At 48.4% G+C, this 13,505-nt stretch carries 11 protein-coding genes; 9 read left to right on the forward strand and 2 right to left on the reverse strand.

Features of this window, described 5'->3' with window-relative positions:
• Positions 1 to 2 precede the first annotated feature (2 nt).
• Complete coding sequence (locus tag F0P94_RS06840; RefSeq protein WP_150903132.1) at positions 3 to 1,436, reverse strand: T9SS type A sorting domain-containing protein; 1,434 nt, start codon at positions 1,434 to 1,436, stop codon at positions 3 to 5.
• A gap of 177 nt (positions 1,437 to 1,613) precedes the next feature.
• Here F0P94_RS06840 and nadC point away from each other — a divergent pair, with 177 nt between their 5' ends.
• The 9 genes from nadC to F0P94_RS06885 all read left to right on the forward strand — a co-directional run bounded on the left by nadC (position 1,614) and on the right by F0P94_RS06885 (position 9,368).
• Entirely contained in the window at positions 1,614 to 2,477 is an 864-nt protein-coding gene (nadC, locus tag F0P94_RS06845) for a carboxylating nicotinate-nucleotide diphosphorylase (protein WP_150903133.1), read from the forward strand.
• Between the two features lie 401 nt (positions 2,478 to 2,878).
• Positions 2,879 to 3,379, forward strand: a complete 501-nt coding sequence (locus F0P94_RS06850) for a YcxB family protein (protein WP_150903134.1) — start codon at positions 2,879 to 2,881, stop codon at positions 3,377 to 3,379.
• A 35-nt stretch (positions 3,380 to 3,414) separates the two neighbouring features.
• On the forward strand, positions 3,415 to 3,753 hold the full coding sequence (locus F0P94_RS06855; protein ID WP_150903135.1) for a hypothetical protein: 339 nt from the start codon (positions 3,415 to 3,417) through the stop codon (positions 3,751 to 3,753).
• A gap of 89 nt (positions 3,754 to 3,842) precedes the next feature.
• Positions 3,843 to 4,133: a heavy metal-binding domain-containing protein gene (locus tag F0P94_RS06860; RefSeq protein ID WP_150903136.1), complete on the forward strand. Its 291-nt coding sequence runs from the start codon at positions 3,843 to 3,845 to the stop codon at positions 4,131 to 4,133.
• Between the two features lie 123 nt (positions 4,134 to 4,256).
• A complete protein-coding gene (locus tag F0P94_RS06865) occupies positions 4,257 to 4,991 on the forward strand; it encodes a class I SAM-dependent methyltransferase (protein ID WP_150903137.1) in 735 nt (244 codons plus the stop codon).
• A 101-nt stretch (positions 4,992 to 5,092) separates the two neighbouring features.
• Positions 5,093 to 5,857: a ZIP family metal transporter gene (locus F0P94_RS06870; RefSeq protein ID WP_150903138.1), complete on the forward strand. Its 765-nt coding sequence runs from the start codon at positions 5,093 to 5,095 to the stop codon at positions 5,855 to 5,857.
• 479 nt (positions 5,858 to 6,336) lie between these two features.
• Positions 6,337 to 6,837 carry an RNA polymerase sigma factor gene (locus F0P94_RS06875; protein WP_225307142.1) on the forward strand — a complete coding sequence of 167 codons (501 nt, stop codon included), beginning with the start codon at positions 6,337 to 6,339 and terminating at the stop codon, positions 6,835 to 6,837.
• Positions 6,821 to 8,692, forward strand: coding sequence for an outer membrane beta-barrel protein (locus F0P94_RS06880; protein WP_150903140.1), 1,872 nt, complete (start codon positions 6,821 to 6,823; stop codon positions 8,690 to 8,692). The genes F0P94_RS06875 and F0P94_RS06880 overlap by 17 nt, the downstream gene beginning before the upstream one ends.
• 232 nt (positions 8,693 to 8,924) lie before the next feature.
• The gene (locus F0P94_RS06885) at positions 8,925 to 9,368 is read left to right on the forward strand and encodes a hypothetical protein (RefSeq protein WP_150903141.1); all 444 of its coding nucleotides are present in this window, start codon (positions 8,925 to 8,927) and stop codon (positions 9,366 to 9,368) included.
• A 274-nt stretch (positions 9,369 to 9,642) separates the two neighbouring features.
• On the opposite strand, the gene F0P94_RS06890 is transcribed toward F0P94_RS06885, so the two are convergent.
• Positions 9,643 to 13,182 carry a DUF7948 domain-containing protein gene (locus F0P94_RS06890; protein ID WP_191906950.1) on the reverse strand — a complete coding sequence of 1,180 codons (3,540 nt, stop codon included), beginning with the start codon at positions 13,180 to 13,182 and terminating at the stop codon, positions 9,643 to 9,645.
• Positions 13,183 to 13,505 lie beyond the last annotated feature (323 nt).

The following is a 13,505-nucleotide window of genomic DNA, read 5'->3' on the forward strand; positions in this document are numbered from 1 at the left end:
TTCTATCGCGTTACCAGCAGTTTCTGTATTTGGGTTTTACCTTCGGAAGTTATTTTTACCAGGTACATGCCGGCGGGCCAGTCTGCAACCTTCAGTTTCATTTCGGGAGTTAAACTTGTTTCATAAACTTTCTGACCGGTCAGGCTGTAGACCTCCAAAGTTCCGGGTTTCAGGTGGCCGGTTAGGGTTACTTCGGAAGTTGCCGGGTTCGGGTACACCTGAAGATTGGTTTTTGTTCCGCCTTCATGAACTCCGAGTACGCCGGCAGAAAGTTTAGCAGTAAAAACGCCTTTACCCGTAAGGGAGAGTTGGTCGAAGGCGCTGTTTGCCTTAAAGTTGCCGGCTATTACACAACTTCCGTTGGGTAAAGAAACGATGGCTTCGCCGGTACAATAATCGGAAGTGCTGTTTTGTTTTGCCCAAAGAGCATTGCTGGTAGCTCCGGAAAACCCGGCAACAAAAAGGGGCGATCCTGTTGTGTCGCCAATAAGATTCGGTACGCCATTTCCTAAAGATACTGTTCCGCTAAAGCTGCCGGTTACTAAAAGGTTGCCCGAACTGTTCAGCGCGAAATCCTTGCCTTTAAATGTTCCGCCGGGAGGAGTCTGGTTAGCTTTTATCCAGGCTAAGGTGCCATTGCTGTTATATTTTGCCAGTTGGCTGCCAAGTACATACAAGTTATCCTGGGCATCGGCTATAAATTTGTTTGAATAAATTAAGAATATTGAAGGATCGAAGGTGCCGGAAAAGTTTTGTTGCCAGATGAGGGTGCCGTTTGCTGCGTATTTCTGAAAATGGGTTCCGCATTCTATAAAATAACTGCCTTGCGAACCACAGGCAATACTATAAACCGGATCGTTGAAAAACCTGAGCCACTGAATTTTTCCGGCGCTGTTATATTTGGCTAAAAAGTAATTGATCGGGGCCAGGTTGCTTAAAGCAATGGTGTCAAATTGCGTCAGGTTCCTGAATTCGCCGGACATGTAGGTGTTACCGGCAGCATCTGTGGCGCCGGTGTAAACATAACCGGAGGGAAGATCGTTTGGTAAAGGCGGGACAGGATTTCCTTTGGTCCACAGGCGATTACCGGCACTATCCAACTTGGCAGTAACCAGAGAACTGTTGAAAGGAGAAAAAGAATCCGTTCCCACGGTGTATAAATGGCCGGTGGCATCAATAGAAAGCTTCAGAACAAGTGCGCCGGGATTTCTTTTAGACCAGATTTTTACCCCGTTAGGTTTGTATTTAGTCAATACAAAGCCAGCTTTATCGACCATGCTGGTATAGGTATAACCATTCTGGTCGGCGACTATATTTATGAAGTCGCTGTTGTCCGGATTATTATGGCTGACCCAGTTCCAGGTTTGGGCGTATCCATGTATACCTGTAAAGCACAGCAAAACCAGAAGCAATATTCTATAATGGTAGGTTCCCATAGTTAAAAAGTAAAGCGTTCAAATACAAGTCGGCAAAAGGATGTTGCACCGTTGCCTGTTACCGTTAATATTCCCGAAATCTTTCTGCCCGCGGATTCCGTTTAGGTTTAGGTATAAATTTTTAGGTTATATTTCCGGCCTGAACCGAAACTGTAAGCTCTTAATAGATTTTTTCCTGTGAAAGCACCTTATCTGACCGACCAAAGCATTGCTGAATTTATAAAACTGGCCCTGAAAGAAGACGTGGGCGACGGCGATCATTCTTCACTGGCCTCCATTCCGGCCGATGCCCAAAACAAAGCCAACCTGTTGGTAAAAGGCGATGGCATTTTAGCTGGGGTGGAACTCTCAGAAAAGATTTTTCATGCCGTAGATCCGGACCTGAAAGTGGAATATTTTCTGCAGGACGGCGCAAAAGTTAAAGTAGGCGATGTGGCCTTTACGGTTACCGGCAAGGCGCAATCCATCCTTACTTCGGAGCGCCTGGTGCTGAACTGCATGCAGCGCATGAGCAGCATTGCCACTTACACCAACCGTTTAGTGGAAATGCTGGCCGGTACCAATACCAGACTATTAGATACCCGCAAAACCACCCCTAACTTCCGGATCTGTGAGAAATGGGCTGTTCTGATTGGCGGCGGCCAGAACCATCGCTTTGGTTTGTACGACATGGTAATGCTTAAAGACAACCACATCGACTATGCCGGCGGCATTGAAAAAGCCGTAAAAGCAACGCGGGAGTACCTGAAACGCTTAGGCAAAGACCTGAAGATTGAAGTGGAAACCCGCAATTTAGACGAAGTAAAACAAGCGCTGGAAGTAGGCGGAATCCATAGGATCATGCTCGACAACATGACGCCGGCCACCATGAAAGAAGCCGTGCAACTCATCGGCGGCCGTTTCGAAACCGAAGCTTCCGGGGGCATCACGGAGCAAACCATCCGGGAAGTAGCCGAAACCGGCGTAGATTTTATTTCCGTTGGCGCCCTCACCCATTCGGTAAAAAGCATGGATCTGAGTTTGAAAGCCGTGAAAGTTTAAGCGGAAGCAAGATTTTAAAGTCCCCCTTTGGAGGGGGTAGGGGGAGGATTTTTACATTATTTGATCAAAATAAATTCAGATAATTCTCCTGTCCTCCCCCTGCCCCCTCCAAAGGGGGACTTTTTCCCTTCTTGCGTAACGTTAGGGTTAAACTGCTGCAAGGTCTTATAAAAACCTTCACCTGGAATAAACAAGAGGGATTTTGTTTGCCGCAAATGGTTTTTTTAACAGAAGCTTTGTGAAAACGATAGGTTTTTTGCCGAAAAGCCTGCCATTTTTATCTTCCGGAAAAGTCAGAGCTCATCGCCTTTTTCCTTCTCTTAATCATATTTTTATTCACTCAAATTTTTGCCTACTTTTGTGCGCCGTTCATGCGGCAAACCTTTTAGCGTATTACTTTCGTGCTGATCAAAACCAAAAAATATAAATTAGAGCCTTCGCTTTACATTAAAACGGCCATGCTGGAATTGCTGCGCAAGCAGTGGTGGTACATTGTTGGTCCGGTTGCTTTAGCCTGTTTAGCTTTTATCTGGCCAAGCTGGTGGTTTATTTCCATTGCCATTTTAATTGTAGTGCTGTACCTGCTTTTCTGGGCGGTGCAGTTTGCCGGCGTAACCCAGGTAGAGCAAAATAAAATGCTTTTCGAAAGAATGTCTTACGAAATAGACGGCCGCCAGATCCTGATGAAACTCAACGAGCGCCAGGGCATGCCCGTAAGCTGGGACATGATAAAATCGGCGAAGAAAACCAAAGACCTTTATCTGTTAAGCCTTTCAAAAGCCCAGTTTATTTTTCTGCCGTACACCATTTTTCAGAACCCGAACGACCTGAAAATGATGGATACGTACCTGAAACGCAAAAACCTGATTCCGGCCGACGGTGCAAAACCGGTAGCCGGCTAAATTAAACCCGAAAAAACGTTATAAAACATATTGCCATGAATAAATCGCTTTTAGTAGCGCTTGCTTTAGGTGCTGTTCTTACTTCCTGCGACCATCGTTCCGATCTTCGCGCTTCTGAAAAAGTATCTGTAGACCAGGTGCCGCCGGGATCCCGCGAAACCGACATCGATAACCTGGGCGGCGGCAATCCGGATGCAACCCACGAAAGCGGCTACGGCGAACACGGCCACGAAGGCGGTAAAGCCACGGATGCTACCCGCCCCGATGTAATGCCTAACCACGACGAGCACAGCAGCCAGCTGGGCGGCAAAAGCGAGCAGGTACCGCAAGGCGAGAAAACCAATACCGCCGATTCGGTAGAAAGCCATAAATAATTTGCCCGAAGCATTTTTAGCCTGAAGGCAGGAAAACGTATTGGAAACGTGTGGAATTTAGTGTTGGATTGAATACGGAAATAATAAATATGAAAATCAAGAATATTGCAGCTGCCTTGTTTCTGGCAGCCAGCCTTGCCGGTTTTACCGGCTGCGGTCAGCAAACCGCCAAAGAAGAAACTACTGAAACTACAGAGAAGGCCAAAATAACCGACAAGGCTTATATTTGCCCGATGTATTGCGAAAACAGCGCCAGCGACCAGCCCGGCAAATGCCCGGTTTGCGAAATGGACCTGGAGAAAAACCCGGATTACGTAGCGCCGGCATCGGCTTCGGCAGATACTACCGGAGCAGTAGCCGACACAGCTGCTGCCAACTAAGTTATCTCAAAACAGTACCCGAAAAGGCAGAAAAACCATTCTGCCTTTTTTTATGACCTTTGCGTAAAGCCTTTCTGCCCTTAGAAATTCGCTTAATTTTGCACTTCAACAAACCGCTTGCCTATGTCCCAGCCGGAAGAATGGTTCAGTACCTGGTTCGATTCGCCTTATTACCATATTCTGTACAGCAACCGCGATGCCCGCGAAGCCCAGGTTTTCCTGGATAACCTTCTCGATCACCTGCACCCGAAACCCGATGCTAAAATCTTGGACCTGGCCTGCGGCAAAGGCCGGCACGCCATTTACCTGAACCAGAAAGGCTACCACGTAACCGGCATCGATCTTTCGCCGCAAAGCATTGCCGTGGCCAAAGAATCGGAAAACGAGCGGCTTCATTTTGCGGTGCACGACATGCGCGAAGTTTTCCGGCCGAACGAATTCGATTTTGTGCTGAACTTATTTACCAGCTACGGCTATTTTGCTTCCGAAACCGAAAACGTGGTAGCCCTGAAAGCCATTGCCGAATCGGTAAAGCCCGGCGGCAAACTGGTGATCGATTTCCTGAATGCCGAGAAAGTAGTGGCCCACCTGGTAAAAGAAGAAACCAAAACCATCGAGGGCGTTACGTTCCACATCACGCGCCACATGGAAGGCAAACTCATCGTGAAAACCATCGATTTCGAAGCCGAAGGAAAACGGTATCATTTTCAGGAAAAAGTCTGGGCCTTAACCGAAGAAGATTTCCGGGAATACTTTAAAATGACCGGTCTGCGCCTGCACGAATGCTTTGGCAATTACAAGCTTGAACCGTACGATGCCAAAACCAGCGACCGCCTTATTTTTATATTGAAGAAGTAAAACAGGTTTTTCTCCACAGAAGTGCTTTGTGGCTTTTATTCGTTTATTTTTGTCCTGATACTGGTGTCCTGATAATTGATACCTGTGTCTAAATTATTGCCATGATTATTGCCATACTGATCCTGTTTTTTACGGTGCTTTTTGCGGGTTGGCTTGTACGCTTTCTGCCGAAAGATAACCAGTACTTCCTGAAGATCCTGCTGGCTTTCAGTGGCGCCTACCTGTTTACCATTACCATCATCCACATCCTGCCCGATGTGCTGCTGAGTACCGACGATCCGCATCAGGTTGGTTATTACGTGCTGGCTGGTTTCTTTCTGCAGCTGTTGCTGGAGCTTTTTTCCGAAGGCATCGAACACGGGCACGTGCACAAACATGCCCACGACCAGAATAGCGGCTTCGTACCGTTCATGCTGCTTTTCTCCCTGATCATGCACTCCTTCCTGGAAGGCAGTATTCTGGTAGAAAACGGCCACGGGCACGGTCATGATCATGGCCACGCTTCCTACCTGGGAAATAATTTTTACAGCGTACTGGCCGGTATTGCCATTCACCACATTCCGGCGGCCGTAGCGCTTATGTCGGTGCTGATGTTCCGGCTGAATAACTTTAAGAAAGCTTTTGGCTACCTTTTTCTGTTTGCCATTGCTTCGCCGCTGGGCATTTTGTTCAGCAATTATATTATTCTGGAAGAACTCAAAAGCACCAACCTGTTCATGATCTTGTCGGGGCTGGTAGCCGGTAACTTTCTGCACATCTCTACTACCATTCTTTTCGAAACCAGCCCCGACCACCGTTTCCACAAAAACAAGATCATCGCAACCATCGCCGGTACCCTCATCGCCCTGGCCAGTGATTTTTTGTAGGGGTAATTTCCTGAATCAGGATTTTCAGGATTCATGGATTTTCAGGACTTTAGAGTTTTACTTGTTTTTTGAGCTATCTCCCTTTTCCAAAGCTAAGTAGGTGAAAATTTATTCGCTCATCTCGACGTCAGGAGAGATCTCATCCGGTTGGTAATACCTTTTATTCTGCCTTTTCTACTTTACTCTTGATCTATTTCCCTTTGGTCGAAATGACTGAAACGGTAAAGTATGGACGTGAAAAAGCAGCGTTATTCAAAAGAGGCAAGAAAAAAACGAACTGGAATTCTATTTTCTATCTCCGAAAAACAAGTATTATCACAAAAACAAAAATAAATTCTGAAATAACTGCAACGTTCTGTAACTTCCGGTAGTCATGCTTTTATAACGGACAATTAGACCCTGGCTGCTTGAAGATCTTCAGGAAAAAATCGGTTACGGAATCAGAGATGATCCAAGGCTGCGTGGCTGGAAAGCGAGACATGCAACAACTGCTTTATGAGCGCTTTGCCGCCGCCATGAAGGGAGTTTGCATGCGTTACGCTAAAACCAGCTTCGAAGCCGAAGACATTATGCACGACGCTTTCCTGAAGGTGTTCAGGCACATTCATACCTTTAAAGGCGATAGCCCCCTGGAAGCCTGGGTGAGGCGGATCGTCGTAAACACGGCGCTTTCGCATCTGCGGAGCCGCCTGCACAAAACCGAAGCCAGCGAAACCGAAGAACTGCTGACCATTGCCGAGCCGGAAGTAACCTTTACCGGTTTTGCGGCCGAAGAACTGATGGAACTTGTCAGAAGCCTGCCGTCTAAATACCAGGCGGTTTTCAACCTGTTTGCCATAGAAGGCTATTCCTACAAAGAGATTTCAGAAATGCTGGGTGTGCCGGAAGTTACCTGCCGTTCGCATTATTTGCGTGCCCGGACCATGTTGCGTGAGATGGTAATAAAATCAGATCAAATTTATCATGAGAAAATCAGCTGAACCTAATTCCGATCGTCTGAAAGCGGAGTTCCGGCAAAAGCTGGAAAAATATGAAGTAGCCCCCTCGGAAAGCCTGTGGGAGCGTTTGGACCTGAGCCTGGAAAAGGAAGCAGCAGCGGCCTATAAAAACCGCATGCGCATTTATGCTAGGCTGGCAGCGGCCTGCCTGTTGCTGCTGGTTGCCTTTTCTCTGGTGTTTGTTTCCGGTAGTTTACAACCCTATAGCGAACAGGATCCAAGGGTGGTCATTTTCGGAAATATAACGGATCAGGAGCAGGCACCGATGGTAGCAGAGAACGCAACGCCAGCAGATAACCGGCTGCCGAAGAACGCTATTGCTTCCGGTAAAAAAGTGCAGCCCTCCGCTCCCGGAAAAGAAATGACGGAGCCGGATTTAGAACAGCAGGGAATAGGAACAACAGGAACTGAAACCGGGGAACTTAGGCTACAGGCAGAAGAACCCCTTTCCGCTTTAACTGACAATGAGGCCCGGCATGAAGCGCGGGATCAGGAACATGGGGTTGCAAGTAAGAATAGCGTGCCTCTTATTGCTGCTGCCACGTCTGCTGTAAAAAGCACCGCACCAGAACTCAACACGCTATCCGGATCAAATACTTCGACTGTATCTGCCGGAAAGCTAAATACGGGTAGCGCTTATTCCCCGGAAATCAAAACAGGTATTACCGCAAGCGCAGCAAAAATGGCCATAGCCTCCACCGAAGGCGCCGATGGCAATAATATTGGAAAGCAAACGGCAGATTCAGAGCAAGCATCAGAATCTGCCGGCAGTCTGGCAAGGGAAACAAAGGGGCAGCCTCAGGAAATTGCTTCGGCTTTAGTAAGTGAGAATAACCCATTGGAAGGCACCGGAGATAGTCCGGGTGAAAGCAGGGAGGATGCATTTGCAGCAATAAAAGATCCGGCAATTTTCGAAGAAGTAATAAAACTGCCGGCGCTTATATCTCTAACCAGGCTGGATTCGGTTTTAGCTGGCACTCAGCAAGAGGAAACCAAAAAAGACAAGCCGCTTAAAAATGTTTCCCGGTGGGCTGTTAAGGTAGCCTATGCCGGCTCTAGTTTCGATCCCGGAATGAGATTAGCGAGCCAGGTAGATGAAGTGCCTCCTGTAAAAGATAATTTTGGAAGCAGCCTGATATTGCCTAGTCCGCACGCCAGAAAAATGCAGAGCGTTCAGCAATACCATGCTGCCATCGATGAATTTAATCACAATACCAAAGCTGTTTACTCTTTCCGGGTAAGTGTACTGGCAGATTATAAGTTAACCGAGTATTTCAGCCTGCAGAGCGGCCTGCATATTTCTCAAAACCGTGCTGTAACTTCTTCCACCTACCTGTTTCAGGGAAGGGGCACAGCCTCAGGTGCTCTCACCACTTTAACAGCCGGGCCGGAACAGGAAACGATCCTGCAAACCGTTATGGGGCAGGAATACGAGCCGTTTACCCGCTATATTCAGACTGAGGCTTTTGAAGTGGAATATCGCTATTATTATGTCGGCGTTCCGCTTAACCTGCGTTTTCAGTTAGGTAATAAAGCTTTCCGCTACTTTGCCGCAACCGGTATTTCGTTAAACCAGTTAATGCGGGCCGAAACCCGGAACAAGCATGCTGAATTCGGTAACGTGGCAGTGGAAAAGGGATTCTACCGGCAAATGATGCCCACAGCTATGTTGCAGCTCGGAATCGGCTATAAAGTGGCGGAACGCCTGCAGCTGGAAACAGCCCTGGAAGGTACGCGAAATTTAAGGTCGCTTATAGAAGATGTGCAGGTGGCCGGAAGAAAACAACATTACGGGAAAGGCCTTGGAGCATCTGTTGGATTAAGCTATAGTTTTTAAGTGCTTCCATTTAGTACTTCCATTTACCGTTTTCCGGGATATTATTGGTCCTGCAATGGTTTATTTAGTTTTAAGTTTTATTTTGTTTCCTTACTATCATTCTGAAAGAAACTTGTAATTTTTGTGCTTTGAACTCACCGGTTCCTTTCAGAATGACAATCGTAGCAGTCTAATGTAAATTCGTCCAAATACTTGGCTGTCAGTACTCAATTCAACTTCAAACATTCAGCTTATGAGAAAAGGAATGCTGCTGCGCTTCCACGCGGCCCGGCTGCGTGCGTTTAGCAAAACGTTTGTTGCCTTTTTAATGGTAGCGGGTTTGGTATCCTGCGAACAGCGTGGCTGCGATAATCCGGTACCGCAAGCTGCCTGCAATACGTTTGTAACTGTGGAAATTGATCCCTGCTGGAATTCTTTCCTGGGCAACACGCTTTTACGCACCGATAACGGGGAGCTGCTGCTGCCGCAAAACAGCCTGATGGATTTGCCTGAACTGCAACAGGGGCAACGGGTAAAAATAGCGTATCTCGTAGAAAAGGCCGATCCGGTTTATGCAAACAGCTGTACGTATGTACAGGCCCCGGAGGAAACCATTCCGGTAACCATTACGTGTTTCGAAGAACCGGTCTTTTTCTGCGGTACAGGCACTGATGCGGAGACCTTCAGCGGTCATTAATTGTCTTGTTCCGGTGCCGGTAATCTTGGTTAAGCTGTAGCTTCTGAAAAGCAGAAAACCGGTCTGTTTAAGGATATTATAATTCTTATTTGCCTGGTCTGAGGCCTACTCCTACGGAGCTCATTGCCGTCTGCTTTAGCTGACGGTAAAAGGCTGCAATTCGGCTTTAGCCAAACAATTCCTTCAGAAAAAAAAGATTAGGCTAAGCCATGGCTCTATTTCGAGAACCGTCAGCTAAAGCAGAAGGTAATGCTTTTTTGAGTTTTCCGGACGTTTACTTTATAATTTCCAGCCAGCCTTTCCAGTTTTTGCCTTCAGTATCGCGGAGGTGGTAATAATAAACGCCGCTGCTCAGGTTATCGCTGTTAAATTCATCTTGGTAGTTCTCGCGTTCGTAAACCAGGTGGCCCCAGCGGCTGTAGATTTTTAGCGTTTGCGGCAGGCAGGTTACTTTCGGTACAAAGGTGTCATTCTTACCGTCGCCGTTTGGCGTAATAATATTCGGGATAATCGATTTGACCACCCTCAGCTGAGAAACCGAATAAGAACGAACGCATTCCCGGCCGAAATCGGTAGTCAGCTGAACGGAATAAGTGCCCTCTTCGGTATAAACGTGTTCCGGGTTCTCTTCGGTAGAAATGGTGCCATCGCCAAAATCCCAGTGGTAGTTTTTTCCGAGCGGGAAGTTGTTTTTAAAGTTTATTTTCAGGGGCGTGTAACCGGCAATCAGGCTGTCTGCGGAATTGCAGTTTGGGTAGGGTAAAACGGTCTGAATTTCGGCCGTTGGCTCAATTTCTATGATCTTTGTTGCTTTATACGTGCAGTTGCCGGTAACCACCGAGTAAGTTAAAGTATGCCGCCCTACGCCAACCGAGGCCGGGGCAAATACGCCATTGCTCGTTACGCCATCCCCGCTCCAGGTGCCGCCTGTCGGGCTCATCCCTGCCAGCGTAAAGGGTGCAGTTCCGGCACAAACGCCCTCGTTAGGCCCTGCCGAAACCGGAATGGGTGTTTCCACTTCCACCGTATCGGTGGCGGTGGCGGTACAGGAATTCTTATCGGTAAAACTGTAGGTAATAACGTGGCGGCCCGGCCCGGCAGCCTCCGGAGACCACAGGTTGCCGGTTTGTATGCCGGGGCCGTTGAACGTGCCGCCAGGCGTGGAGGGTACCAGTAGCACCGGTTTGTCGGAGAGGCAGTATTTGTCATTCTTCAGTCCGGAAAAATTTACTGCCGGCTGGGTTACTACGGTAATTACCTTGTTTGCGGTGCTCTGGCAGGTACCCACCACCACCGTATACGTTAAAGCGTGCGAACCAAGGCCAGCAACCGCCGGATCGAAAACCCCGCCGGAAGTTACCCCGGGGCCGCTCCAGGTGCCGCCGGAAGGGGTGCCGGCAATGGTGAAAGGGGCCGCGTTTAAGCACGCCTGTTGGGTGGTGCCGGTTACGGCAGCGCTTACGGCGAAATCGAATTTTACGGCCGCGTTGTTGCAGTTACGGCGGTTGCGATCAGGGTTATTGGCAGTGCCGTTGGTAGTAGACCAGGCGTTGGGCGTGGTAGGGAAGGCGTTGTTGCCGCCGCAGCCGGCGCAAACGGCCTGGTAAACAAAACCGCGCTTATCGAACCTGGAAGTGCCGCCATCTACGTGTTCCGGTACGCTTCCTCCTAAAAAAGAAGCATAATCAAGCTGGGTAGCATTCTGCGAAAGCTGCATCAGGTAAAAGTCGGAACCATCGGTGCTCGGTTTTATGGCGTTGGCGGTTACCGGCAATCCGGCCGTGCTGCCCTGTACATAATCCGGCTCCTGGTGGTTGATTTCGCCCCCCCAGCCACAAACAAATATCCGTTCGCAGTTATCTACCAGAAAGGCTGTTGGGGAAATGTTGAACTGGCCATCGGCAGAACCAAAGCGGGTAGAAAAGATGCCGGTGGTAAGATTGCTGTTCAGTTTCTGAATAAATTGCCGGCCCACAGGAGTGGAAAAAACACCCGGGGTGGCGGGATAATTACCAGCTGTCTGCCCCAGCAGGTAAACGTTATTTTGCCCATCTAACTGCAGAAAGTAAGCCTGGTCGTAGCTACCGCTTGCTCCGATATACGTTGTCCGGACCAGGTTGCCGTTCATATCAATTTTAGACGCAAAGCCGTCAGGTTCATTCTGCCCGGCCGAATAAGCTGGCTTAAAAGCGCCGGCAGTTTGTGGAAGGTTATTGCTGGTGGTGCCCCCGCAGATGAATACGTTGAACTGGGTATCTATCTGAACTGAATAAGCAGCATCGTGGCCGTTTCCTCCCAAATAGCTGCTCCAGACCAGGGAGCTCAGGTCCGGGGAAAGCTTACATACAACGGCATCGGTAGCCGAGCCGGCATGGTTTACCTGAAAAGGCTTGCTTAGCGGGAAATCCTGGGAGTTGGTGGAAGAAGCAATATAAACGTTATCATTTACATCTATCTGAATATCGCCCCGGAATTGATCGCCGTAGTTGCGGGTAAGCGGCGAACTTAACCGCAATAGGCCGTCGTTGCCGGAGCCACCCAGGTAGGTTGAACTTAGGAGAGCATCTCCTCCGGCCGATAATTTGCTGATCACCAGGTCGGAGCCCGGATTATACCCGAAAAAGCCGAAATTGATGCTGCTTGCCGCGGTATTGTTGTAAGGATTAACGGGAGTGCCGCCGTTATAAGATCGGTCAAAAGCATTGGTAGTGGTCGGGTAATTATTGGAACTGGTGGAACCTAGCACCAGGAGTTCGTTCCGGTTATTCACCACAATGCTGTGAGGCGCATCTATCCGGCTGCCGCCCAGGTAGGTGGCCCAAACCCGGGAAGTCGGGCCGCTGGCATTCGGGTTGAACTTCATAATGGCCATGTTTATAATGCCGGTGAAGCTGGTTTTAAAAGCACCGGGCGTTACCGGAAAAGTTCCGGGCCACACGTTCCGTACCAGACCGCCGGAATAAATATTCCCATCTTCGTCGTAAGTAGCCGTGCAACCCCAGTTGTCGAGAATTGAACCGGTGTAAGACGAAAATACCAGCGTAGGGTCTATTACCAGGGGAAGGTTGCGGCGGTAGCCTTTCGGAAATTCAAAAGAGAGCATGTTGCCTTTCAGTTTAAAGCGGCAGGGCACTTCGGTCTTTTTTCCGGCAATAACCTGGTAGGCGTAGGGCTTCTGCTCGGTAACGGTATTCACCGAGGTTTTAATTACCAGGTTACCCTGGTCCAGGCGTACGTTTTCGGCGCCCATGTATTCCATTTTAATTAAACCCGGATCGGCTTTGGGCTGCAGGATGAAGTCGTATTTAAGCTTTTGGCGGTTTTCGTACAGCTGCGCATCTATGCCCGGGTAAAGGTTCTGATAATGCACCACCTCGAAAGCAGGTACACTAGAGGCCCATTGTTTCGGATCATCGCCCAGAAAGTAATTCCGGTAACCGGGCGTCTGCTTATTTCCTTTTACTTCAGTTTGCGGATTAGCCCCTAAAAAAGAAACGGTATACGTGTGGCCATGTAAAACCTCGGAAGTTACCCCGCCTTCAAAATGGTTGTGCGGGTCGCTTTTAGAAAAATCGGCCTGATCGAGGAAGCTGAAAACCCACTGATTTGACTTTAAGTAAAGCTGCCCGGCAGGTAATGTAGCATTGAATTTTACGGCCGGGTCCAGCTGGTTACGGTTCTGAATAAATTCGAGGCTTTTTTCGTAAACGGGCTCAGTTTTGGGAGGCGTATGCGCCCGGGTAGCAGAAATAAAGAATACCGCTAAAAGCAGGCTTAGAACCGAACGGCTTAAAAACGTAAAAATACAAGGCATAATCGAACAGTTTATACTAAGTATCAGGACAAAATAAAGCTTAAAAACCCTGAGCCACACCATAGAACTTTATTGCGGCCCGCAACCTGCTTTAACGCATTTCGGCAAGCAAGGCTGTTCATTCTTTCAGCAGAAACAACAAATTGCTCCGTTGTTTAAACCAAACTTATCCAGACAGTTAAAGGTAGCAAATTTACAGGGATTCGGCTTAAAGCCTTCCGCAAATCCGGAAAGTACCGGCTACCATTTTAAGTTTCGTTTTTTGTTTCTGGGTTAAGCAGCCCGAGTTAGTGGTTATAAAACAAAAATACCGGCGCTTTGTC

The organism is Adhaeribacter soli, from assembly GCF_008727925.1.
Classification (GTDB): domain Bacteria; phylum Bacteroidota; class Bacteroidia; order Cytophagales; family Hymenobacteraceae; genus Adhaeribacter_A; species Adhaeribacter_A soli.

Bases quoted from the DNA above. Each gene is read 5' to 3' on its own strand.
- F0P94_RS06880 (WP_150903140.1), top strand. From the start codon at position 6,821: ATGAGAAAATCAGCTGAACCTAATTCCGATCGTCTGAAAGCGGAGTTC.
- F0P94_RS06890 (WP_191906950.1), bottom strand. From the start codon at position 13,182: ATGCCTTGTATTTTTACGTTTTTAAGCCGTTCGGTTCTAAGCCTGCTT.
- F0P94_RS06860 (WP_150903136.1), top strand. From the start codon at position 3,843: ATGAAAATCAAGAATATTGCAGCTGCCTTGTTTCTGGCAGCCAGCCTT.
- F0P94_RS06885 (WP_150903141.1), top strand. From the start codon at position 8,925: ATGAGAAAAGGAATGCTGCTGCGCTTCCACGCGGCCCGGCTGCGTGCG.
- F0P94_RS06870 (WP_150903138.1), top strand. From the start codon at position 5,093: ATGATTATTGCCATACTGATCCTGTTTTTTACGGTGCTTTTTGCGGGT.
- F0P94_RS06840 (WP_150903132.1), bottom strand. From the start codon at position 1,436: ATGGGAACCTACCATTATAGAATATTGCTTCTGGTTTTGCTGTGCTTT.
- F0P94_RS06875 (WP_225307142.1), top strand. From the start codon at position 6,337: ATGCAACAACTGCTTTATGAGCGCTTTGCCGCCGCCATGAAGGGAGTT.
- F0P94_RS06865 (WP_150903137.1), top strand. From the start codon at position 4,257: ATGTCCCAGCCGGAAGAATGGTTCAGTACCTGGTTCGATTCGCCTTAT.
- F0P94_RS06855 (WP_150903135.1), top strand. From the start codon at position 3,415: ATGAATAAATCGCTTTTAGTAGCGCTTGCTTTAGGTGCTGTTCTTACT.